This is a genomic window from Niallia sp. Man26, assembly GCF_022049065.2.
In the GTDB taxonomy this organism is placed as follows: Bacteria; Bacillota; Bacilli; order Bacillales; family Cytobacillaceae; genus Niallia.
The window spans coordinates 1,434,471-1,458,538 of record NZ_CP095743.1 but is presented as its reverse complement, the minus strand read 5'-3'; the positions used below and the strand labels follow the sequence as shown (position 1 = coordinate 1,458,538).

Here is a 24,068-nt window from a genome sequence, read left to right as displayed (position 1 = left end):
CCTTTTTATAGAAGTGTGCTTGCAATTTTTCTCGTTTCTTGATCAACCTCTTGGATAATGGCAAGGCTTGGATTAGCGATAAGACGATGATTGTTCAACGCTCTTTCAATCAGCTCTTCAATTTGCAAGAAGCTGATTTCCCCTTTCAAGAACCTGGAAACAGCCACTTCATTGGCAGCATTTAAAACGGTTGGCAGCGTACCGCCGGCTTTGCCCGCTTCAATCGCGAAATGCAGACAGCGGAACCGTTCAAGATCCATCTCCTGAAAATGCAGTTTCCCGATTTTTGCAAGATCGAGACGTTCTGACGATCGAAGGGGAAGGCGGTCCGGATATGTCAGCGCGTATTGAATAGGCACTTTCATGTCTGGTGTGCCAAGCTGAGCAATGACACTGCTGTCATGGAATTCGACCATAGAGTGGATGATGCTTTCCTTATGTAATAAGACATCAATTTGATCATAAGGCAATGCAAATAACCAAAATGCCTCGATAACCTCCAAGCCTTTATTCATCATTGTTGCAGAATCAATCGTGATTTTCGCACCCATTGACCAATTTGGATGCTTTAGGGCATCCTCTACTGTCACATGCTGCAGGTCTGCTCTCGATAAATCACGGAAGCTGCCGCCTGAGGCTGTTATGATTAAGCGTTCAATATTTTTTTCTTTTTCACCTTGCAAGCATTGATAAATAGCTGAATGTTCACTATCAACAGGGAGGATGGGAACATTATTCTTTTTCGCTGCTTCCATCACCAAGTGACCAGCTGTCACCAATGTTTCTTTATTGGCAATTGCAATTGTCTTTTTTGCTTCAATTGCCTGTAAAGTAGGGTATAAACCGACACTTCCAAGCACAGCATTCACCAGTATGTCCGCCTTGTCAAAGACTGCTACCTCTACCAAACCTTCCTGACCAAACGTAAACTTGGTATTAGCAAACTCAACCTTTAATTTGTCGCAGTCTTCCTTTTCAGTAACCGATACTAATGCTGGCTGGAATTCTGCGATGATCTGCCTTGTCAGCTCTATATTTCTGCCTGAAGAAAAGGCGACAAGCTTAAAGCTATCGGGATGTTCTCTTATGACATCCAACGTCTGTGTTCCTACCGAACCAGTTGCACCTAATAAACTGATATGTTTCACTGTCTCACTCCCAGACCATGTTGCTATATTTCTTCATTCGTAAATTCACAGCATTTTTCAAACTTAAATGCTGATTATATTTTACCTACTATATCTAAAATAAAATACAGCAGCGGCCAAACAAACAGTAAACTGTCAAAACGATCCAGGATGCCGCCATGTCCCGGAAGAATCTTACCAGAATCTTTAACACCGTAATGGCGTTTAAGCGCAGATTCTGCCAAATCACCAATTTGTCCAAAAATAGACAAGATGATTGTAATAAACGGTATTATAGACCATTCTATGTAGCCAAACACATAAAATAGAACTGAAACGATAACGGCACAAACAATGCCTCCGATAAAGCCTTCAACAGTCTTATTCGGACTAATTTCCGGCCAAAGCTTCCTTTTTCCGATAGCTCGTCCAATAAAATAAGCACCTGAATCTGTCGCCCAAATAATAAATAATGAGTAAACGAGGATAGTCAGATCATTATTTGAAATTTGCACAAAAAAATGAAAACCGACACCCATATAAAGGACAGAAAGGACGGAAAAGCCGACATCATCAAAAGTAAATTTGTTTTTAGATGCAACCATATAGCTTAAATAAAGCATGATGGCAAGCAAGCCTATTTCTGTTTTTGACAAGTTCCAATGTGCTAGAAAACCGCTGTATTGATCTGGCAATATAAATATCCATGTCACCAGCAAGGAAAGAATGCCGCTAAAAGATAAAAGCGGAAGCTTTCTCATCTTCAGCAGCTCGTATAAACCAATGGCCGCAATTAAAAATGTAAACAGCACCAATGGCATGTCGCCAAGCAAGATAAACAGGATAAAAATAGCTGCCGCAATCACTCCTGTAATAGTTCTCTGTTTCATACATTCACAACCCTTATTAGACTCCTCCAAAACGCCGCTGGCGACTTTGGAATACTTCAATAGCTTCGATTAAATGCTCCTCTTTGAAATCCGGCCAGAGGACATCTGTGAACCAAAGCTCTGTATAGGCAAGCTGCCACAGCATAAAGTTGCTTATACGGATTTCGCCGCTTGTGCGAATCAGCAAATCCGGATCATTCAGTCCGCCTGTCATCAAATAAGATGAAAAGACTTCTTCTGTAATGTCCATTGCTTCCATACTTCCGTTTTGACAATCTTTTACGATGTTGCTTACCGCTTGAAGAATTTCCGATCTGCTCCCATAGTTCAAAGCGAAATTCAAATTCAAGCCAGTATTATTTTTTGTTTTTTCCACTGCATTATCCAATGCTTTTAAGGTATGTTCCGGAAGCTTTTCTTTATATCCAATGGCAGTCACGCGAACATTCTTCTCAATTAACTCCGGCAAGAAGGTTCCTAAAAACTGTTCAGGCAGTGACATGATATAATCAACTTCCGTTTTCGGCCGTTTCCAATTTTCTGTTGAAAAGGCATATAGGGTCAAAACTTTTATCCCCAAATCATCAGCCATCTTCGTAATGCGTTTGACACATTTCATTCCTTCATGATGGCCAGCTATCCTTGGCAGCTTTCTTTTTTTAGCCCATCTGCCATTGCCGTCCATTATGATAGCGACATGCTCCGGAACTTTCTGCTGCTTTATTTTGCTTATCTGGTCTTGGAGAGTATTAGTAGTGGTCCCCGTCTTCCATAACCTTAATTTGTTAAACATACTATTGTTCCTCCAAAGTAGATCCTCTCACATCAATTATATCCTTCTTATGTTACTTTAGCTTTTTCTTATATAAGTAGAAAAACATCCACATTCCTTGTATGCGCAAAAACAGTGAGGGTAGGCTTACAATGTTCCCTTTATATCTTATAGGAAACTAGACTGCATAAGCAACCAAAAATACAAATAGCTTATAATAAAGCGAAAAACCCCCTAATAATAGAGGGTTCTTTAGTTTAGACAAAGCCCTAACCAATCATTCAGGCATATAAAACAGGGTCTTTTACGCACCCTCTTGCCCAGAAGCTTTAACGCTACCTTATTACTGGAATAAGATGAGAAAGCACTGGCTACCCGAGAGGTTACGAAATCTTAATTGAATTCATCTCTGGCATGCAACCATTAAAGTCTGCATTATATCTTCCTTAGCGAGAGAAAGAGTGAAAAAGGCTTTGGTAAATTCAAATTCGCTTCCCTTTTTGGCAGCAAACTTTCTATTATACCTCTAGAATTTCTTTTTCTTTCTCTTTTGTCAATGCATCCACTTTTGTAATGTAATCATCTGTAAGCTTTTGAATATCATCACTGTAACCACGCAAAGCATCTTCTGTGATTTCACCGTTCTTTTCAAGCTTTTTCAAATCGTCATTCCCATCTCTGCGGATGTTACGGATAGCGATTTTCGCTTCTTCTGATTCTTTTTTAACGTTTTTAACCAGTTCTTTACGGCGTTCTTCTGTAAGCATTGGGATAGTCAGGCGAATGATATTACCATCATTCGTTGGGTTTAACCCAATATCTGATTTTAGAATAGCTTTTTCGATTTCACCTAGAATTGATTTATCGTAAGGCTGAATGACAAGCAGTCTTGCTTCCGGCACGCTGATTCCAGCTAGTTGGTTTACTGGTGTTGGCGCTCCGTAGTAATCCACATTGATGCGATCTAGAAGGGCTGCATTAGCTCTTCCTGCACGGATGCTTGCAAGTTCACGTGAATAGCTTTGGATTGCTTTATCCATTCTTTCCTTTGTACTTGAAATGACTTGTTTTGGCATTATTTTTTCCCCCTTACTAATGTTCCGATTTTTTCACCCATAACTGCTCTTTTAATATTGCCTTCTTCCATAATAGAGAATACAATCAGTGGAATATCGTTATCCATACATAGGGATGATGCAGTTGAATCCATGACAGCAAGTCCATCTTTAATCACATCAAAATAAGTCAGCTGATCATACTTAGTTGCGTTTTTATCTACTCTAGGATCTGCAGAGTAAACTCCGTCCACATTGTTTTTAGCCATCAAGATAACTTCTGCTTCAATCTCAGCAGCTCTTAATGCAGCAGTAGTATCTGTGGAGAAGTACGGATTTCCAGTTCCTGCAGCGAAAATAACAACACGTTTTTTCTCTAGGTGGCGAATCGCACGTCTTCTGATGTAAGGTTCAGCTATTTGTCTCATATCAATTGATGTTTGTACACGTGTTTCAATACCTAATTGTTCTAAACTGTCCTGCAAGGCTAATGAGTTCATGATAGTGGCAAGCATTCCCATATAATCGGCATTTGCTCTGTCCATGCCCATTTCCTCACCGATTTTGCCTCTCCAAATATTCCCGCCGCCGACTACAACGGCAGCTTCTACACCTAGTTCAGCAACTTCCTTCACTTGCTCCGCTACATTTTTGATGACAGCAGGATTAATGCCAAAACCAGCTTCGCCAGCTAAAGCTTCCCCGCTTAATTTTAGAACAACACGTTTATATTTTGGATTACTCATGGAAACCTCCGTATGTATTAAATGTCTTTAAAAATAGGGAACACAATGTGCTCCCCTTCTTAAACTTGTCGAAACACCATTCTTTAGCCATTCCATGCTGCTTTTCTTCCAAGATGGAAAAAGCAGTGGTTTTGGAAGAAGAGCGCATCCAATCAACTAACCATTTCATGAATGATACACAATATAAGGAACACAGGAGTGTTCCTATATTGAATCCGACAAATATTATTTTTTGTTAACTTGGTTCATTACTTCTTCAGCAAAGTTATCTTCGCGTTTTTCGATTCCTTCTCCTACTTCGTAGCGAACGAACTCACGCAAAGTTGCACCTTTAGACTCAACGAATTGACGAACCTTTTGGTCTGGGTTTTTAACGAAAGTTTGGTCAAGAACACAAACATCTTCGAAGTATTTGCCAAGGCGGCCTTCTACCATTTTTGCAACGATGTTTTCTGGTTTGCCTTCGTTAAGAGCTTGTTGAGTTAATACTTCTCTTTCGTGTTCCACTTCTTCTTGAGAAACTTGGTCACGAGAAACGTATTTAGGGTTTAGTGCAGCGATATGCATAGCGATATCTTTAGCTGCAGACTCATCAGTAGAGCCTTCTAATACTGTTAGAACACCGATGCGTCCGCCCATGTGAAGGTAAGCACCGAAAGCGTCGCTGTCTGTTTTTGATTTGATTTCAAAACGGCGTAATGAAAGCTTTTCGCCAATCTTAGCAATAGCAGCATTGATGTGAGATTCAACAGTAGTTCCTTCAGTGATGTTTTGAGCTACAGCTTCTTCTACAGTTGCAGGCTTGCTGCTTAGAAGATGTGCTGCAAGTTCTTTAACAAGCACTTGGAAACCTTCGTTTTTAGCAACGAAATCAGTTTCTGAGTTCACTTCAAGAATAACTGCTTCGTTACCTTCTACAGCGATGTAAGTAGTACCTTCTGCAGCGATACGGTCTGCTTTTTTAGCAGCGCTAGCGATACCTTTTTCACGAAGGAAATCGATTGCTTTTTCGATGTCGCCGTTTGTTTCTGTAAGTGCTTTTTTGCAGTCCATCATACCAGCACCTGTTTTTTCACGTAGTTCTTTAACCATTTGAGCTGTTACAGCCATGTTAATTGCCTCCTTGTATTTTCCGTATGTACGTATACTTATTGTTTTTCCATTTATTATTGCTTTTAAGCAATTCTCTTTAAAAAAAGGTGATAAGAGGGCTGCTCTTTATCACCTTTTTCACAAGTCCCTAAACTAGTGTGTCTAGCAAAAGACTACTAGGTTGATAAAGACCACATTGTGATCTCTATGCGCTGTTCGTTTTTCTAGCAGACACAGTTATTTGACTTAAGCAGTTGTTACTTCTTCGCCTTGTTTAGCTTCTAGAATAGCATCTGCCATTTTTGCAGTTAATAGTTTCACAGCACGGATTGCGTCGTCGTTCGCTGGGATAACAACATCAATTTCGTCTGGATCACAGTTTGTATCAACAATTCCAACGATTGGAATATTCAATTTATGCGCTTCTGCAACTGCAATGCGCTCTTTGCGTGGATCAACAATGAATAATGCATCTGGCATTTTTTTCATTTCTTTGATTCCGCCCAAGAATTTTTCCAAGCGCTCAAGCTCTTTGTTCAATTGAACTACTTCTTTTTTAGGAAGTACTTCGAAAGTACCGTCTTCAGACATTCTTTCGATTTCTTTCAAACGAGCAATACGTTTTTGGATTGTTTCAAAGTTAGTTAAAGTTCCACCTAACCAGCGTTGGTTTACATAGTATTGACCAGAACGGATAGCTTCTTCTTTAACTGAATCTTGAGCTTGTTTTTTAGTTCCTACGAAAAGAACAGTTCCGCCGTTACCAGCAAGTTCTTTCACATAGTTGTAAGCTTCTTCAACCTTTCTAACTGTCTTTTGAAGGTCGATGATGTAGATGCCGTTACGCTCCGTGAAAATGTATTTTTTCATTTTTGGGTTCCAACGGCGAGTCTGGTGACCGAAGTGTACACCAGCTTCAAGCAATTGTTTCATTGAGATTACTGACATGTTTGTTCCTCCTAATGGTTTTGTTTTCCTCCGCCTTTATCATTTTTAATCAAAACTGTATAAACAGCACCAATGATTAAATCCAAAAGCGTGTGTATTAACACCGTTTTTTAATATAGCATATGTATGATAGACAATCAAGCTATTCCTGATTATTTTGTCTAAATTTCAGTAAAAGCTCTATTTCTGTCTTACCTTTGTTTAATTTTTTGGCAATCTGTTCAATCGTTTCGCCTTGCTTCTCAAGCTCTATAACTTGTTCAAGCAGGGACATTTCCTTTGGTTCTTGCTCTATTTCTTCTACTATTGAGTCATCTTCAGCAAGAACTTCGCTTTGCGGTAAAATAAGATCCAATAGTTCTTCCACATCATCTGGCTTTATGTTACTGTCATAAGTTTGATAGGATTTGACTGCTGCTGCATAAGGATTCGCCTTTGGCACTGTAAATGAAGCAGGCTCCTCATTCTTGTCCTCTTTTTCTTCGACAGCTTCTTCCAGGCTTTTTTTCGGCTGTTCATCAAGCTCATGAATTCTTTGCAGGAACAATTCGTTCTCTTCTTTTATTTCCGCAATAAATGTCGAAACGATTTCTTCCATTTCTTCCAAAGCTTTTTCTTGTCGGCTTTCAAATGCAGCCAGTCTGTTTTGTCTAATAAACAACAGCGCAATGCATAACAGCGCCAATATATTTAACGCAATACTAAAAACAAGCAGAAAATTAACCATTTTATTCCCTCAATCTATCCACTATAGTCTATCATATTCCCTTTATACGGGTGATCAGGAAGGGACAGCTCCTCCTGGGTGCGTTTCTTCTTCCCTTTCGGCAAATCTGCGCTCTCCCTGTCTTGTTGGTTGTTATTGGAGACATTCCCCTTTTCTTCCCCTTTAACAACACTTGTCCTTTTTTTCAATTCTTCTTGCAAGGTAGCTTGCAGGGCATGATTATTCATCAATTGCCCTCGTTGGTCCTGCTGCTCCTGGATTTTCCCAGCATCATATGTGCGGGGTAAGGCTACCTGCATTTCAATCGCCTTTAAGCTCATTTCCCTTTCCCACTCCCTTTAAATGACCTTCTCTAATGAATGTCTTAATTTAAAGATTGCTTTCGAGTGGATTTGTGAAATACGGGAAGTAGATAAATTCATGACTTGTCCAATTTCTGTTAATGTAAGCTCTTCTTTATAAAACAAGCTTAAAACAAGCTGTTCTTTATCGTTTAATGTCTCAATCATGGATGCCATTTCCTTAATTAATTCATCCTTCATTACTTTTTCTTCCGGTATTTCTGTTTTATCATCCCTGATGGCGAATGTCGGGCCTTCTTTTTCATCCGATTCATTAAGCTGCTCATCAATGGAGAGGACATTGGCAAAGAAATGTTCATTCATCGTCGAGTACACTTCTTCTGTCGACAAATCGAGCTCATTGGCAATTTCCTGAACTGTCACATTTCGCATCATTTTCTGCTCGAGCTTTTCAATTGCTGCCTCGATTTTTTTTGTCTTTTCCCGCGTGCCTCGAGAAAGCCAGTCTTCTTTCCTTAAACCATCAATAATGCTTCCTCTAATGCGAAAAGACGCGTATGTGTCAAACTTCAGATCGCGTTTAGGATCAAATCTTTCCAGTGCATCATATAGGCCGATCATTCCTAAACTGTTCAGCTCTTCTCTTGAGACGCTCTTAGGAAGACCTACAGAAATGCGCTGCACATGAAAGCTAACAAGGGGCATATATTTTTTTATCAATGTGTTGCACGCATCTGTATCTCTAGTGGTTATCCACATCTCCCATGCATTTTTCTCCTCTAACGTCGTCTCGCTTGCCATAAACATCCTCCTCAAAACAGCATTTCCATTCCATTTGGTATTATTTCTTTATTTTGAACGCTCTGAGCCATTCCCATACTAAAAACCTTCTTTTAAACAAAAGCTACTACGGCTAAAGTGTAAGAAAGGCTTTTTCTTTCAGGTACTTCCTGACCCGAGCAGACTTTTATGCAAATCATTTATTATTTAAAACAGAATAGTACTTTACTACTCAATAAGATAATTGTACTACTTTAATTTGATAAGCCGCTTATCCTACATTTTTATTAAAACAGTTTTTTAAACTGACGCTGAAAACCCGTTTCTTCAAGTGATTAAACAGCTTTCCACCTATTAAACTTTAACATTGTCGAAATTTCTGCGGAATAGTACATTTAACCTATTTTTGTTGTAAAATTACCTTATGTAAAAAAAAGGATTGAATTTTTCGTTTTATATAGTTCTTTTGAACTATTAATATAATAGTTTATGGTAAACAAAAAAGCCTGCACTCTTTTAAGTGACAGACTTTCCTATTCTTTGGATATTTCTGATAAATCCTTAAATAATATGTGTTCCCTTATTTACAGTACGAATCGCAAGCTCATAGGTAGCAGGATTAAATTCTATCGTTCTTCCGCTGTTGCCGCCTACGTCCTCTCCGTAAATTTTAATATTGAGTGCATTCAGTTCCTTTTTAACTGCCTCTACATTGCGCGGACCGATTCTCATAATATCACTTGTTCCGCTAAACTGGAACATTTGCGCTCCGCCGGCGATTTTCGCCTTTAAGGAAAACTTGCTAGCCCCCAGTTCCCCTAGTCTGTTTACAAGCTCAGGAATCGCAGTATCAGCAAATTTAGCAATATTAACTGGGCCGCTCTTGCTTAGAGAGGAGTCAGGAAGCATTATATGTGCCAAACCTGCAATCGATCTTCTCTCATCATACAAAACAATGCCGACACAGGAGCCAAGCCCGGAAGTACGAATGACATCCGGTGCTTTTACTGTGTTCATATCCGCAATACCGACCTTTATAACAACAGCCTGATCGATCATCATCCAAGCTTCACTCCCAATGATTCAAACAAGGTATGAAAAGAGTCTGGGTCTGGAAGTAAGAAAAAATGACCTTTGACTGTTTCAGAAATTGATTTTTCATCTTCATTGAGGGCAGTGTTGATGACGATAGCATAATCGCTCACTTGCGAAAGTTCAATCAGCCCGTAGCTGACAATTGCGCCGACCATATCAATAGCAAGTGCTGGTACTGATGGATATAAAGATAGATTTGTAAAGTCAGAAAGTGCAGATAAATAAGAGCCTGACAGAATATTGCCTAGCTCCTGCAAAGCAGATAATGCTAATTCTTCATATGGAGGTTCAGCTAATTGGACTGTCTCATCACCGATCATATCTCTGATGAAATTCGTCGCTTGTTCAAGCGGCAACATGAAAAACATGCTGCCAGGAGCATCCCCTTCAATTCTAAGGAACACTCCTGCTGCTATATTATCTGATCCGCCTGCCATATCCATCATTTCATCAAATGAAACGATTTCTACATTCGGAACCTTCATATCAATCTTTTTATTAAGAAGCTTTGACAGAGCGGTGGCAGCATTTCCTGCCCCAATATTCCCTATCTCCCGCAAAATGTCGAGATGAAGCGAATTAATCTTGTCTGTAAAGCTCATTAAACTTCACTTCTAGCATATTTTTTTAGTTCTTCTCGATCGAACACTCTTTCAAGGTTAACAAGGATAAGCAAGCGTTTGTCCACTTTCACGACGCCGCTGATATAATCAACTTCCTTGCCTCCTACAACCTCTGGAGCTGGCTCGTAATCGTCTGAATTAACATCAACCACATCATTGGCAGCATCTACAATCAATCCAACTTCCATGTCCTCAATCGCTATGATGATAATTCTTGTTTGATCTGTATGCTCGATTTCTTCTAAATCAAAACGCCTGCGCAGATCAATGATTGGTGTAACAACTCCACGTAAGTTTATAACTCCTTTTACGAATGGAGCAATATTTGGGATTCTCGTAATATGCATGATTTTTTCAATCGATCTTACATCGTTAACAGGAATCGCATACTCTTTTCCCTTCAATTCGAAAATAATCAGTTTTACTTCTGTTGAAACCGATTCTACCATTTCATTTCTTCCTCTCTATCAATCTATCTTTGCATGAATTCTGACGTTATTTAATCAGGGCGTTGCAGTCAACGATCAAGGCTACTTGCCCATCTCCTAGAATAGTTGCACCTGAAATAGCAAATGCATTTGTCAAATAATTACCTAGTGATTTTAAGACGACTTCTTGCTGTCCAATGAAGGAGTCAACAACAAATCCTGCCAGCTTTTCACCTTTTCTCACAATAACAACAGAATAGAACTCCTCTTCTTCCTTCGTAACAGGAACTTCAAAGATATCCTTCAAGAATAGAAGCGGAACTACTTTGCCGCGGAAATCAATTACTGTTTGATTATGTGCTTGCATCACATCGTTCTTATTGACGATTGCTGTTTCAATAATAGATGATAAAGGAATCGCATATTTTTCCTGCTGAATTTCCACAAGCATCACGGAAATGATGGAAAGTGTCAATGGCAGCTGGATAGAGAATAAGGAGCCTTTTCCTTCTTGTGATTCAATTGTGATTGTTCCGCCTAATGATTCAATCGTGCTTTTTACTACATCAAGGCCAACACCGCGGCCAGAGATATCTGAAATTTTATCTGCTGTAGAGAAGCCAGATGCTAAAATAAGTTCTGCAATCTGTGAATCTGTTAAGCTATTAGCCGTTTCTTGCGTGATAATGCCTTTGCTTAATGCTTTTTGCAGGACTTTTTCTTTATTGATGCCGGCACCGTCATCTTCAAGCTCAATGAATACATGGTTTCCACTGTGATAGGCTCTTAGGACTACTGTACCTTCTTCGTTTTTATTGTTCGCTCTTCGAACTTCCGGTGACTCAACACCATGGTCAAGTGCATTTCGGATAAGGTGAACAAGCGGGTCCCCGATTTCATCGATAACCGTTCTGTCTAATTCTGTATCAGCACCGATGATTTCTAGATTGATTTTTTTGTTCAAATCTCTTGCCAGCTGTCTAACCATACGAGGGAAACGGTTAAATACAGTCTCAACCGGTACCATTCGCATGTTTAAGATAATATTTTGAAGGTCGCCGGTAATGCGGGACATTCTTTCCACTGTCTCATGCAGCTCTTGAACTTGCAGATCTTGCGAAATCTGGTCAAGCCTTCCTCTGTCAATCACAAGCTCCTCAAACAAATTCATCAAAATATCGAGACGCTCGATGTTAACTCTGATTGTTTTGCTTGATTGCTTCGCTACAGCAGCAGGTTTTTCCTCTTCTTTTTTCGGAGCTGCACTTGGTGTTACCGCTGCAACCGCTGTTTCCTGAACTGCTGGAGCAGTTTCTGTAACTTCTTCTGCAACTGTTACTTCAAATGCAGCAAATTCTTTAACTACTACTTTTTCAACTTCAGAAACCTTCATAATTTTCGCTTCAATTTGGCTAGGCTCTTCTTTTGAAACAATTGTAACCATGAAAGAGTTCTCAAACTTTTCTTCTTCCAGCTCTTCAACAGGAGGATTAGATTTAATCACTTCACCTAATGATTCTAATGCTTCAAATATCATGAACACCCTAGCTGCTTTCAACAAGCAGCTTGCACTTAGTGACACTTCAATCTCGTAAGCGTTGAAGCCTTGTTCCTTCGATTGCTGCATAACTGTTATCTCAAATTCGTCATAGCTGTTTTGCGTTAATGCTTTTTCTTCCACAACAGCGGCAGCTGCTTCCTCAGCACCTGTCTCAACAAATGCTTCGCCGTTTTCTATTGCTGCGAGCTTCTTTACAACTTCTTCTACGTTTCTTTTTCCGTCGCCACCGCTCGCGATTGATTCCACCATTGCCTCTAAGTCATCAACAGCAAGGAAGATAACATCGAGAACTTCTGGAGAAACAGAAATTTTCTCGTTTCTAATTGCATCAAGCACGTTTTCCATCTGGTGGGTAAGGCTTGCAAGGTCTTCATATCCCATTGTTGCCGACATCCCTTTTAATGTATGGGCAGAACGGAATATTTCATTTACAATTTGTAGGTTTTCTGGATTTTTTTCTAATTCCAGCAATTGCTCATTACATGTTTGCAAATGCTCCTTGCTTTCTTCAATAAATACTTCTAAATACTGACTCATCTCCATATAGTTTACACCCCTTGGCGTTTATACATATTTCATTATTGTTTGTGCGATATTTTCTACATTTTGAATTTCATTTACATAGTTTGTCGCAATGGCTGCCTTTGGCATTCCAAATACGATGGAAGTTTCCTTTGATTCTGCAATCGACTTAACTTTTCCTTTATTGACAAGCTTGATCAGCCCGTTCGTGCCGTCAGAGCCCATACCAGTCATAATAACAGCTAGCTTATGATAGGTTTCGAGTTCACTTGCCGATTCAAACATGACATCAACACTCGGTCTATGACCATTTACAGGTGCCGATTGGTCTAGATGAACGACAAGGCTATTCCCAGAGGATTTCACTTTTAAGTGATATCCACCAGGTGCAATATACGCGACGCCTTTATGAATAGTCTCTCCATGTTCCGCTTCCTTGACTGTTATCTCTGAAAGAGAATTTAAGCGATTGGCAAGTGACTGGGTAAAACCTGCCGGCATATGCTGAACAATCAAGATTGGCGCATTTATATTTGCAGGAAGTTTTGTAATAACATGCTGCAGTGCTCTTGGCCCGCCTGTTGACGTTCCTAAAACAACAAGTTTATTAGCTGCAGCATTCCAGCTCGGATCTGTCGGTTTAATTGGTTTGACTGGCATTACTTCTTTTGGTTCTATTCTACTATAAGTAGGACGATTGATAATAGAACTTTTTTCCTGCACTTGCGGTGGAAGCAATTTAGAGAGCTTCACTTTGCTTGCTGAAATTACCTTCTCAATTAATTCTTCTTTAACCTTATATAAATCAAGAGATATCGCTCCAGAAGGCTTTGCTATAAAATCGATTGCTCCGATTTGCATCGCCTGAATCGTATTCTCTGCTCCTACCTTTGTCGTGCTCGAAAGCATGATGACAGGGACTGGATTTTCCTTCATGATCTGTTCTAATGCACTGATGCCATCCATAATTGGCATTTCGACATCCATCGTGACCACGTCTGGTTTAAGTTCCTTTATTTTCTTTAATGCATCTTGACCATTTCTGGCAGTGCCTACGACCGACATGCGTGAGTCTTCTGTGAGAAAATCGGAAATAAGCTTACGCATAAACGCCGAATCGTCAACAATCAAGATATTAATTTTTCCCACGGCAACTCCACTACCTTTCAAACAGCAGCCTCTTTAATTTCGCCATAAACGGCCTTTTGTTATCTTGAGGATCTGCAAACTGTTGTTTACAATATCTATCGGCTATTTCTGACAAAGCTTTAGAGGCTTGTGAGTTTTCATTAAAAATAATGAATGGAACTTGTTTCCTTACCGCTCTTGCCACATTCTGATCATCAGGAATCGGCCCAAGATTGATAATATCTCTATCCAAAAATCGGCCCATGACATTTTTAAGCTTTTGGTATGTTTCTTTTCCATCAAGTGTGCTAATTGTTCTGTTTACAACTATATAAAAGGGAATATCATCCTTCTGCAAGTGAATAAATTTCATTGCAGCATACGCATCTGTAATAGATGTAGGCTCAGGTGTCGTTATAACAATAACGTCATCAACAGATAGAATGAACTTAAGGCTGTCTGTGCTTATTCCTGCTCCCATATCAAACAGAATATAATCGTATTGACGCATAAGACTTTCGAATTCCTGAAAAAATCTTTCAAGCTGCCTTTCTTCCATGTCAAGAAAATCAGTTAAGCCTGAACCTCCTGCAATAAAATCAATTCCTCCTGCACCGCTATGGATGATATCAGAAAAGGAGGCGTGATTCTTAAAAAAATCGACAATCGTATATCTTGGCTGTGAACCCATTAAAATGTCCACATTTCCCATTCCAATATCCATGTCTATCAATAAGACAGAATAGCCCTTTCTTTTAAGCGATAAGGAAAAATTTAAGGAAAAATTAGATTTCCCTACTCCGCCCTTTCCGCTGACAACGGCTAATGTCTTTTGCTTCTTATCGCTATGAAACTGTTCGAATCTTTTTCTGAGCATTGCCGCCTGATCTGTCATATTAATCGACCTCAATTATCCTTTTTGCAATTTCGCGGGGATTTGCCGGCATAATATCATCTGGAACGTTTTGTCCTGTAGTCAAATATGCCACACCCTTTTTGTATTTAACCACGAGGTTTATCATGGCTCCATATGTTGATGTTTCATCCATTTTCGTAAAAATAAACTGATCGATATGAATCGAGGAAAATTGCTGATAAATTTCTTCCATATCTGACTGTTTTGCGGTTAGTGACAAAACAAGCAATGTTTCCATGTCTCTATTATAATCGACCACTTCTTTCAAATCTTGAACATATTGTTGGTTGCGGAAATTTCTACCAGCTGTATCCACTAATATGACATCACAGTCTGACAGGCTTTGGGCCGCTTTTTCAAAATCTTCTAAGTTGTAACAAACTTCAATTGGGACATTGAGTATATTGGCATATGTTTTCAGTTGGTCTATTGCAGCGATTCTATATGTATCTGTTGTGATGAACCCGATTTTTTTGTTATGTTTCATCATAAATTCCGCTGCCATTTTGGCTAATGTAGTAGTTTTTCCAACACCAGTAGGACCGATGACATTCACAAATTTTTTCGTAAGCGTTAATCCGCCAAATGTGTATTGATTCATCTCTTCATAAAGGAATTCTTGTGCCCAGCTACGCACCTCTTCATCACTGCTGTTTGCTCCAGCTAAATACCATTTTTCCAACAGCTTTGCTGTCAAACTTGATTGAAGATCACTATCTAGGTCTTGTTTCTTTAAGCGATCGATTACTGACTTTAGCTGTTGCGGCAGCTCCATCTGTAGTGCATTACCGCTTTCTGCCATTCTTTGAATATTTTCATTCATTTGGGCAAGCTGTCTTAAGATGTTATCATCTGCAAGAACAGGAGCCTTCACTTTAGGCTCCTCTATTGGACTACGCTCGACTTTTGAAATCAGCTTCGGTGTTGGCATCGGTTTTTCAACTGGTGCCTTTGCTTCTGCCAATTCAGGGTCTATTGCAGCAAGTACTTCTATATTTCTTTTTTTAAACATTCCTAAAAAACCGCCGGTGTGAATGATTTTCGAATGCAATATCACCGCGTCATTACCTAATTCTGCCCGAATTCGCTTCATCGCTTCAGGCATGCTTGCTGCAACATATTTTTTTATTTTCATTCTACCGTCACCACCCCAACACTTTGAACTTCCACATTTGCTTCTAATTCGTTATAAGACAATATTGGAACCTGCGGGAAATATCTTTCTGTCAGCTGACGCACATACATACGCACAGCAGGTGAACACAAAATAATCGGCACTTGTTCCATAATAGATTGCTGCTCTACTTGTGAGGCAACAGCTTCTAAAATAGCTTGAGATATACTTGGATCCAACGCTAAATAATTTCCGTGCTCTGTCTGCTGAATATTGTCTGCTATCAGCTTCTCTACTTTGCCTGAAAGAGTAATTACCTTCAGTGTATCCACATTGCTTGAATACTGATTAGTAATCTGACGGGCTAAAGCCTGTCTTACATATTCAGCCAGCAATTCAGTATCACTAGAGATTTTCCCGTAATCAGCCAATGTTTCAAAAATAACGGGCAAGTTGCGGATTGAAACATTTTCTTTTAATAGTTTAGCCAAAACTTTTTGAATATCACCAATTGATAATGGATTTGGTGTAACTTCTTCTACAAGGATTGGATAAGATTCCTTCACATGATCAACAAGCTGCTTTGTTTCTTGACGTCCTAACAGCTCATGAGCATTTGCTTTAATAACTTCTGTAATATGCGTGGAAACAACAGATGGCGGATCAACTACCGTATAGCCGAAAATCTCTGCCTGTTCCTTAACCGTTTCGGTTATCCATTTGGCTGGCAGACCGAATGACGGCTCAACTGTATCAATACCATCAATAGAGTCATCATCCATTCCTGGACTCATTGCTAAGTAATGATCAAGCAGCAGCTCTCCCCTTGCCATTTCATTGCCTTTGATTTTCAGACGGTATTCATTCGGCTGGAGCTGAATATTATCCCTAATGCGCACAACAGGAATAACAAGACCAAGCTCAATTGCCAACTGTCTTCTAATCATTACAACCCGGTCAAGAAGGTCGCCCCCTTGATTGGCATCAGCTAACGGAATTAACCCATAGCCGAATTCGAATTCAATCGGATCTACATTCAATAAGCTGACAACACTTTCTGGACTTTTCAGTTCGTTTGTCTGGACTTCCTCTTCGATTTCCAGCATTTCCTCGAGATCCTGTTTCGGTGCTTTTGATAATGCGTATCCTCCAAAAGCGAGCAATCCAGCAATAGGAATTGTGAGTAGGTCATTAATAGGTGTAATCAAGCCAAGGACAAAAATAGTTCCGCCTGCTACATACAGCATTTTCGGATAAGATAGTAGCTGCTTTGTTAAATCAGAACCTAAGTTGCCGTCAGAAGCTGCTCTTGTTACGACAATCCCTGTTGCAGTTGAAATTAATAAGGCTGGTATTTGGCTGACGATCCCATCCCCGATAGACATGAGCGAGAAGTTTTGCGCTGCATCAGCTATTGGCATATCCAGCTGTGTCATCCCGATGACAATCCCAAAAATTAAGTTGATGAAGACGATGATGATACCGGCAATGGCATCACCTTTAACAAATTTGCTCGCACCATCCATCGAACCGTAGAAATCAGCCTCTCTGCTGACTTTTTCCCTGCGTGTTCTTGCTTCTGACTCGGAAATAAGACCGGCGTTTAAATCGGCATCGATTGCCATTTGCTTACCTGGCATCGCATCAAGAGTAAAACGGGCAGCAACTTCTGATACACGCTCCGACCCTTTTGTGATAACAATAAATTGAATAATAACCAAGATGGCAAAGACGACAAGTCCAACAACCAAGTTTCCGCCGACCACGAAGGTTCCAAACGTATGAACAACTCCGCCAGCTTCCCCAGTGGAAAGGATAGATCTTGTTGTCGATACGTTCAGCCCAAGCCGGAACAGTGTCATTAAAAGCAAGAGCGATGGAAAGATGGAAAACTCCAGCGCTTCGTTCATGTTCATCGTCAATAATAAAATTAATAGTGCTAAAGAAATATTCAGCAAAATCAAGATGCTTAGCAACCATGTAGGGAATGGAATAATGAGCATCGCTATGATTAGTATTACGCTGAATACGACGGTTAAATCTCTACCAGACATATATTTTCGCTCCTAACTAACAACCAAACATCTATATTTAAAGGTCTGACTAAGAATGCTGTTTTTTTGTGCGGTAGACATATGCAAGTATTTCCGCAACTGTTTTAAAAAACTCTTCAGGGACTGTTTCCCCAACATCTACTTGGCTGTACAGTGCTCGTGCTAGAGGCCTGTTTTCCACTGTGATAACCTCATGTTCCTTTGCAATCAGCTTAATTTTCTGAGCCAGAAAATCAACACCTTTAGCAACAACATACGGGGCATCGTATTTATCTTCATCGTATTTTAAACAGATTGCATAATGAGTCGGATTTGTAATAACCACATCGGCATTCGGCACATCCTGCATCATTCGGCGCATTGCCATCTCTCTTTGCCTCTGTTTAATCTTTGATTTGATTAGTGGGTCCCCTTCGATGTTTTTATATTCATCCTTGATGTCCTGCTTTGACATCCGGATGTTTTTTTCATAATCATATTTTTGATATAAATAATCAAAAAGAGCTAAAAATAACAGTGCTCCAGAACCGTATAACCCCATTTGAACCGTTAATTTTGCCAAGGTAATTAAGGTAGCCCCGATTGACTTTTGGGAAAGGAGAAGAATTTCCTCCAGCTTGTTCCAAAGAATAGCAAATGTAACAATGCCGATAACAGTAATTTTCAAGATAGATTTAAGCAGTTCGACAATGGATCTTATCGAGAACATTCTTTTTAAGCCTGATAACGGGTTTATTTTTTCGAGCTTAAACTTAATCGGTTCTGTCGTGAAAAGCACGCCAACTTGCAAGTAGTTGGCAATCACACCAGCAACTAATGCAGCTGCCATGATTGGGCTTAAAATTACAGCCGTTTGTATTAGTATCTCAATAAAGACACTTTTAATATTATGTTCTGTCAAATCCATGAGCATAAGATCCTGGAAGGAAAAATTCAGAAGGGAAACTATCCCTTTCATCATCGACCCGCCTACAAAGTTAAGGACAGCAAAGACAGCCAGCAGCACGAGAGCAGTATTTATATCTTGGCTTTTGGCAACCTGACCCTTTTTACGGGTATCCTGCCTTTTTTTCGGTGTGGCCTTTTCTGTTTTTTCACCAGAGAAAAACTGCAAATCCAATCTTAACAGCATGCTACTAACCTCCCATCAAATTCATCATATCCCGCATTGTCGTCAATATCGTCGAAAACAGATTGGAAACAGATGCCATGATAGCACCCATTACAATGATCAGCATAATAAGACCAACCACAATTTTCACCGGCACACCTACAACAAAAATATTTAATTGGGGAACAGTCCTTGCGACTATCCCAAGAGCAACGTCGACTAAAAAGATCGCGCCCACAACTGGGATGGACATTTGGAATGCAATGGCAAACATTAATGCGAGTGTTTTTCCGGCATATTGCATGATGTTTTCATCACCGAAGTTGACCCATGCCTGGTCAAGTGGAATGAATTGATAGCTGTAAAATACACCATCCAAAAGCAAATGATGACCATTAATTGCCAATAAAAAAAAGAGAGCAATAATATTTAAATACTGCCCTGTCAGCGGACTTTGTGTACCGGTTTGCGGATCAACAACATTGGCGATGGCAAATCCCATCTGAAAGTCAATTAATCCCCCGGCAACTTGGACAGCTGAAAATAGCATATATGCTAGAAAACCGATAAACAGTCCGACCATCGCTTCTTTAATAATAAGGAGATAATATGCCCCGTCCACTTCTAATGTTGGGGTTTCCATTCCAAAAAACATCATTAATGAAAGAAAAAATGAAAAACCTACTTTATGACTTGTCGGTATCGTCCGATAAGAAAAGAGAGGGAGCATAAGGAAGAAGGATGTCACCCTTACAACAATCAGCAAAAAAGCCGGGAACTTTGCTAAAAAATCCTCCATAGCTTCACCCTATAAACCTTGTCAGGTTTGAAAAGATGTCACTTGTGTAGGATAAAAGATGGCTTAACATCCAAGCTCCAAAAAAGATAATCCCTAAAAGGACAGCAACAATTTTTGGCACGAATGCAAGCGTCTGTTCTTGGATTTGGGTTGTAGCCTGAAATATACTGATTAACAACCCTACGGCAAGGGCTATAATAAGCAATGGCCCACTAACGACTAAAACCGTAAGGACCCCTTTTTCCGCAATTGATATAACCATTTCTTGTGACATGATGCATCACCCTTCTTAAAAGCTTTCTAATAAAGATTCAACTACCAAATACCAGCCGTCTACCATTACAAACAACAATATTTTAAATGGCAGTGAAATCATAACAGGCGGCAGCATCATCATACCCATAGACATTAAGATACTGGCAACGACCATGTCGATAACCAAAAATGGAATGAATATCATAAAGCCAATTTGAAAGGCTGTTTTCAATTCGCTGATTGCATAAGCCGGAACTAATGTTGTCAGTGGTATATCTTGGATAGATTCTGGTGTTTCCGCTTTCGAATAGTTGAGAAATAAAGCTAAATCCTTCTGTCTTGTATGCTTACTCATATATTCCTTAAAGGGGACTGCTGCATTCTCATATGCTTGTTCGAGACTAATCTCCTCATTAAATAATGGTGTTAAGGCTGTTTTGTTTACCTCTTGGAATGTAGGTGCCATTATGAAGAACGTCATAAACAAGGATAAGCCGATGATAACTTGGTTTGGCGGCATTTGTTGTGTCGCAAGCGCCGTTCTGACAAAGGAAAGAACAATGACGATTCTCGTAAAGCTAGTCATCAATATTAGGATGCTTGGAGCTAAAGAAAGGACAGTCAATAGCAATAACAATTGCACAGAAGTGGAAACATTTTCTGGTGCACTGTCATTAAAAAGCTGCATAAACTCATTCATCTTTTTCTGAACCTCTCTTTTTCAATTCATTCATTATTTCTTTGCGGCCGTTCGATACCTCTTGCAACTGCTTCTTTAAATGACTGGCGAAAGATTGTTGCTGCTGTTTCTGGTTAGGATAATTCTTTATGCCATTCATAACCTTTGTCACAATATCGCTTGGCTGTATAAGCTGGTCCATCTTTTGGTTATAGTCTTTGATGAGGCTTTTATATTCCTCTTCATCGTCTATTTCCTTTATAAGCTGGATGCTTTCGCCGACTCCAACCACGAGCAAGCGTTTGCCGACTTTCACAATTTGTATAGATCGATTGGCACCTAATGTCGTACCGCCCAGATTTTCAATAATTTGTGTGCTTTTAAACACATGATTACGTTTGTTAATAAAGCGGAGCACAACATAAAGCAGTGCAATAACAAAAAGAGTGGCAAAAATCATTCTGACAAAATCCCAAAATGTAAGCCCCACATCGCCAGCTTCTGTTACCGCAGTATCATTAGTTTCTGTCGTTGCTTCTGTCCCGCCGTTATCCGTTTGTTCATTACTTTTATTGTTTTCTTCTGTTTGGTTCTGATTTTTTTCAATTGCATCATAGACACTATTATCAAGTTGTTCTGCATAGGCTTGATGATTAAAGCCTAGCAGAACAATTAAGAGTAGTGAACATTTAATAAATAACTGTTTTGTATTCAAGTATGACACCCTCTAGTATTTGTTTCTAAATTATCCTAATGTTTTGCCGATTGCTTCAAGAACACGATCCGCTTGGAAAGGTTTAACGATGAAGTCTTTCGCTCCAGCTTGGATAGCATCAATAACCATCGCTTGCTGACCCATTGCTGAACACATAATGACTTTCGCATTTGGATTGATTTTTTTGATTTCTTTCAATGCAGTGATACCATCCATCTCTGGCATTGTGATATCCATTGTCACTAAATCTGGCTGTGTTTCTTTATATTTCTCGACAGCTTGTGCACCGTCTGCAGCCTCTCCAACTACCTCATATCCATTTTTAGATAAGATATCTTTAATCATCATTCTCATAAATGCTGCGTCATCTACAATTAGTATTTTCTGTGCCATAACTCTCTACCCCCATAAATATAAATTAGATTATTTTAAATTGTTTAAGCGGTCTGATTGACTTACAATGTCTGTTACACGAACACCAAAGTTTTCGTCAATAACTACAACCTCACCTTGCGCAATAAGCCTGTTATTGACAAGAATGTCAACTGGTTCACCTGCAAGCTTGTCCAGTTCAATAATAGACCCAGAGCTCAGCTCGAGGATTTCCTTAACAGAACGCTTTGTTCTGCCTAGCTCGACTGTAACCTTTAAAGGAATATCTAACAGCATGTTCAAATTCCTTGCTTCACTCTCATTTGGTGTGAAGGTTTCGAAATTAGAGAAAACTGCTGGCTGTACATTTGGCTGAGCTCCGCTGTAGCTTGACCCAAAGTGCTGCGGTGTGCTCTGCTGTCTTTGTGGCTGCGGCGGCGCATAGCTTGGTGCCGGTGCCGAATTCTGTTCTGCATAGCTAGGTTGAACTGGCGGCGCTAAAGCAGGCTCTGGCCGTGGTGCTTCTTCTTGGGCCGGAACTGGCGGTTCAGCAGGCTCTGCAGACGGGTTCAATAGACTATCTACAAGGCTTTTTGCAAAATCAAGCTGCAATAGCTGCATAATATTCGAATCAATCAAGTCTCCGATTTTTAAACGGAAAGAGATTTTGACGAATATATCATGATCTGGAATCGTTTCTGCTCCTTCTCCATCTGACAAATTTAAGATGTCGATAGCAGGCGGCGAAATATCCACCTTTTTACTAAAAATTGTCGACATAGATGTAGCAGCTGAACCCATCATTTGGTTCATTGCTTCTTGAACTGCGCTTAATTGGATTTCATCAAGCATTTCCGGCGGATTAGTGCCGTCACCTCCAAGCATCAAATCCGCAATGACAGCTGCATCTGATTGCTTGATAACCAACAGGTTCATGCCAGAGAAACCTTCTGTATAATTCACACTGATTGCCACATATGGATGTGGGAATTCCTCTGCTAAGTCTTTCTTCAGGACAACCGTCACATTAGGCGTTGTGATGTCCACCTTTTGATTTAAAAGCGTAGAAAGTGCTGTTGCAGAGCTTCCAAATGAAATATTTCCAATTTCACCTAGTGCATCTTCTTGGATTGAATTTAAGTAATCCTCCACTGCTAATTCTTCCTGCGGTTCAGGATTATCCCCTCTTAATAGAGCATCAATTTCATCTTGTGAAAGCATATCTTTACTCACCATCTTCTTTCCCCCTTTCTAAAGTCCCTAATACTTGTACAGCAACCTTCTTATTCACTTTTCCAGGCTGTCCGATAAATTTAGGTATGTCTCCAACTTTAATAATCAAGGGTTGATCTATCGTTTGATTCATCTCAATAACATCCCCTATATCAAGCATCAGGAAGTCTTGGATAGAAATATCCGATGTTCCAAGTTCAGCAACGACAGGAACAATCGATTTTTGAATGTTATTTTGCAACGCTTGAGCCACTTCAGGCACAGGTGCTTTCTTTTCTGTCTGCATCCAATAGTGTCCAGACAGCTTCGGTATTATTGGCTCTAACACAACATGCGGGATACAGATATTTATCATTCCGCTTGTATCACCGATTGTTGTATTTAGAGATATAACGACAACTGTTTCGTTTGGAGAAACCATTTGCAAAAACTGCGGGTTCACTTCAAACTCTGACAGCGTCGGTTCAATTTCCACAATATCCTCTAATGCTTCTCTTAAGTAATCGAAGGCCTGCTCGAATGTATTCGACATAATCTTCGACTCAATCTCCGTCAAGTTTTCTACTTTATTGACGCTTGTTCCTTTACCGCCCATCATGCGGTCCATCATTGCATAAGCAATATTCGGGTTCACTTCCATCAAGATTCTTCCATCAAGCGGTGTGACTTCAAACACATTCAGAATCGTCATTTTCGGTATAGACCGGATAAATTCTTCATAAGGAATCTGATCTGCTGAAGTAACCGAAATCTGCACTAATGTTCTGAGCTGAGCAGAAAAATATGTCGTCAAAAGTCTTGCGAAGTTTTCGTGGATTCTAGTCAAACTTCTGATTTGATCTTTAGAAAAACGGAGAGCTCTTCTAAAATCATAAGCCTTAACCTTTTTCTCTTGCTGTTCTTTCTTTAATTCGTCTGCGTCCATCTCACCTGATGACAACGCAGACAATAATGCATCAATTTCATTTTGGGATAAAATATCTCCTGACAAAAACCTTCACCTCAAATCTCATCATTCATCCCA

The 24,068-nt window shown here is 39.8% G+C and carries 26 protein-coding genes; all 26 read right to left on the bottom strand.

Annotated elements, in window-relative coordinates; genetic code table 11:
• Nucleotides 1-5: 5 nt before the first annotated feature.
• Nucleotides 6-1,148 (bottom strand): 1-deoxy-D-xylulose-5-phosphate reductoisomerase, encoded by a 1,143-nt coding sequence (gene dxr, locus L8T27_RS07280; protein WP_233314368.1) that lies wholly within the window; start codon nt 1,146-1,148, stop codon nt 6-8.
• Nucleotides 1,149-1,222: 74 nt separating this feature from the next.
• On the bottom strand, nt 1,223-2,017 hold the full coding sequence (locus L8T27_RS07275; RefSeq protein ID WP_233314369.1) for a phosphatidate cytidylyltransferase: 795 nt from the start codon (nt 2,015-2,017) through the stop codon (nt 1,223-1,225).
• A 16-nt stretch (nt 2,018-2,033) separates the two neighbouring features.
• Entirely contained in the window at nt 2,034-2,810 is a 777-nt protein-coding gene (locus L8T27_RS07270) for an undecaprenyl pyrophosphate synthase (protein ID WP_233314370.1), read from the bottom strand.
• Nucleotides 2,811-3,307: 497 nt separating this feature from the next.
• Complete coding sequence (frr, locus tag L8T27_RS07265; RefSeq protein WP_233314371.1) at nt 3,308-3,865, bottom strand: ribosome recycling factor; 558 nt, start codon at nt 3,863-3,865, stop codon at nt 3,308-3,310.
• Nucleotides 3,865-4,590: a UMP kinase gene (pyrH, locus tag L8T27_RS07260; protein ID WP_233314372.1), complete on the bottom strand. Its 726-nt coding sequence runs from the start codon at nt 4,588-4,590 to the stop codon at nt 3,865-3,867. The genes frr and pyrH overlap by 1 nt, the downstream gene beginning before the upstream one ends.
• A 225-nt stretch (nt 4,591-4,815) precedes the next feature.
• The gene (gene tsf / locus L8T27_RS07255; protein ID WP_233314373.1) at nt 4,816-5,700 is read right to left on the bottom strand and encodes a translation elongation factor Ts; all 885 of its coding nucleotides are present in this window, start codon (nt 5,698-5,700) and stop codon (nt 4,816-4,818) included.
• 228 nt (nt 5,701-5,928) lie between these two features.
• Nucleotides 5,929-6,630, bottom strand: coding sequence for a 30S ribosomal protein S2 (gene rpsB, locus L8T27_RS07250; RefSeq protein ID WP_233314374.1), 702 nt, complete (start codon nt 6,628-6,630; stop codon nt 5,929-5,931).
• Nucleotides 6,631-6,772: 142 nt separating this feature from the next.
• Nucleotides 6,773-7,357 (bottom strand): hypothetical protein, encoded by a 585-nt coding sequence (locus tag L8T27_RS07245; RefSeq protein ID WP_237941191.1) that lies wholly within the window; start codon nt 7,355-7,357, stop codon nt 6,773-6,775.
• A gap of 14 nt (nt 7,358-7,371) precedes the next feature.
• A complete protein-coding gene (locus L8T27_RS07240) occupies nt 7,372-7,677 on the bottom strand; it encodes a hypothetical protein (protein ID WP_233314376.1) in 306 nt (101 codons plus the stop codon).
• Between the two features lie 18 nt (nt 7,678-7,695).
• Nucleotides 7,696-8,460 (bottom strand): FliA/WhiG family RNA polymerase sigma factor, encoded by a 765-nt coding sequence (locus tag L8T27_RS07235; protein WP_267913299.1) that lies wholly within the window; start codon nt 8,458-8,460, stop codon nt 7,696-7,698.
• Between the two features lie 540 nt (nt 8,461-9,000).
• On the bottom strand, nt 9,001-9,498 hold the full coding sequence (locus tag L8T27_RS07230) for a chemotaxis protein CheD (RefSeq protein WP_282581430.1): 498 nt from the start codon (nt 9,496-9,498) through the stop codon (nt 9,001-9,003).
• A complete protein-coding gene (locus L8T27_RS07225) occupies nt 9,498-10,136 on the bottom strand; it encodes a chemotaxis protein CheC (RefSeq protein WP_233314378.1) in 639 nt (212 codons plus the stop codon). The genes L8T27_RS07230 and L8T27_RS07225 overlap by 1 nt, the downstream gene beginning before the upstream one ends.
• Nucleotides 10,136-10,606, bottom strand: coding sequence for a chemotaxis protein CheW (locus L8T27_RS07220; RefSeq protein WP_233314379.1), 471 nt, complete (start codon nt 10,604-10,606; stop codon nt 10,136-10,138). The genes L8T27_RS07225 and L8T27_RS07220 overlap by 1 nt, the downstream gene beginning before the upstream one ends.
• Nucleotides 10,607-10,652: 46 nt before the next feature.
• The gene (locus L8T27_RS07215) at nt 10,653-12,689 is read right to left on the bottom strand and encodes a chemotaxis protein CheA (protein ID WP_237941190.1); all 2,037 of its coding nucleotides are present in this window, start codon (nt 12,687-12,689) and stop codon (nt 10,653-10,655) included.
• A 21-nt stretch (nt 12,690-12,710) separates the two neighbouring features.
• Nucleotides 12,711-13,817: a protein-glutamate methylesterase/protein-glutamine glutaminase gene (locus tag L8T27_RS07210; RefSeq protein WP_282581429.1), complete on the bottom strand. Its 1,107-nt coding sequence runs from the start codon at nt 13,815-13,817 to the stop codon at nt 12,711-12,713.
• Between the two features lie 10 nt (nt 13,818-13,827).
• Nucleotides 13,828-14,691, bottom strand: coding sequence for a MinD/ParA family protein (locus L8T27_RS07205; RefSeq protein WP_233314381.1), 864 nt, complete (start codon nt 14,689-14,691; stop codon nt 13,828-13,830).
• A 1-nt stretch (nt 14,692) separates the two neighbouring features.
• Nucleotides 14,693-15,847, bottom strand: coding sequence for a flagellar biosynthesis GTPase FlhF (gene flhF / locus L8T27_RS07200; RefSeq protein ID WP_237941189.1), 1,155 nt, complete (start codon nt 15,845-15,847; stop codon nt 14,693-14,695).
• Nucleotides 15,844-17,880, bottom strand: coding sequence for a flagellar biosynthesis protein FlhA (flhA, locus tag L8T27_RS07195; RefSeq protein WP_237941188.1), 2,037 nt, complete (start codon nt 17,878-17,880; stop codon nt 15,844-15,846). The genes flhF and flhA overlap by 4 nt, the downstream gene beginning before the upstream one ends.
• Nucleotides 17,881-17,929: 49 nt before the next feature.
• Nucleotides 17,930-19,012: a flagellar biosynthesis protein FlhB gene (gene flhB / locus L8T27_RS07190; RefSeq protein ID WP_233314384.1), complete on the bottom strand. Its 1,083-nt coding sequence runs from the start codon at nt 19,010-19,012 to the stop codon at nt 17,930-17,932.
• A gap of 4 nt (nt 19,013-19,016) precedes the next feature.
• Nucleotides 19,017-19,790, bottom strand: a complete 774-nt coding sequence (gene fliR, locus L8T27_RS07185; RefSeq protein ID WP_233314385.1) for a flagellar biosynthetic protein FliR — start codon at nt 19,788-19,790, stop codon at nt 19,017-19,019.
• Nucleotides 19,791-19,794: 4 nt separating this feature from the next.
• Nucleotides 19,795-20,064: a flagellar biosynthesis protein FliQ gene (gene fliQ, locus L8T27_RS07180; protein ID WP_233314386.1), complete on the bottom strand. Its 270-nt coding sequence runs from the start codon at nt 20,062-20,064 to the stop codon at nt 19,795-19,797.
• A gap of 15 nt (nt 20,065-20,079) precedes the next feature.
• Nucleotides 20,080-20,745 (bottom strand): flagellar type III secretion system pore protein FliP, encoded by a 666-nt coding sequence (gene fliP / locus L8T27_RS07175; RefSeq protein ID WP_233314387.1) that lies wholly within the window; start codon nt 20,743-20,745, stop codon nt 20,080-20,082.
• Nucleotides 20,738-21,439: a flagellar biosynthetic protein FliO gene (locus L8T27_RS07170; protein ID WP_237941187.1), complete on the bottom strand. Its 702-nt coding sequence runs from the start codon at nt 21,437-21,439 to the stop codon at nt 20,738-20,740. Before L8T27_RS07170 ends, fliP begins: the two co-directional genes overlap by 8 nt.
• Before the next feature lie 30 nt (nt 21,440-21,469).
• Nucleotides 21,470-21,832: a chemotaxis protein CheY gene (locus L8T27_RS07165; protein ID WP_233314389.1), complete on the bottom strand. Its 363-nt coding sequence runs from the start codon at nt 21,830-21,832 to the stop codon at nt 21,470-21,472.
• 30 nt (nt 21,833-21,862) lie between these two features.
• On the bottom strand, nt 21,863-23,047 hold the full coding sequence (gene fliY, locus L8T27_RS07160; RefSeq protein WP_237941186.1) for a flagellar motor switch phosphatase FliY: 1,185 nt from the start codon (nt 23,045-23,047) through the stop codon (nt 21,863-21,865).
• Nucleotides 23,037-24,035, bottom strand: coding sequence for a flagellar motor switch protein FliM (gene fliM, locus L8T27_RS07155; protein ID WP_233314391.1), 999 nt, complete (start codon nt 24,033-24,035; stop codon nt 23,037-23,039). The genes fliY and fliM overlap by 11 nt, the downstream gene beginning before the upstream one ends.
• Between the last annotated feature and the right edge of the window lie 33 nt (nt 24,036-24,068).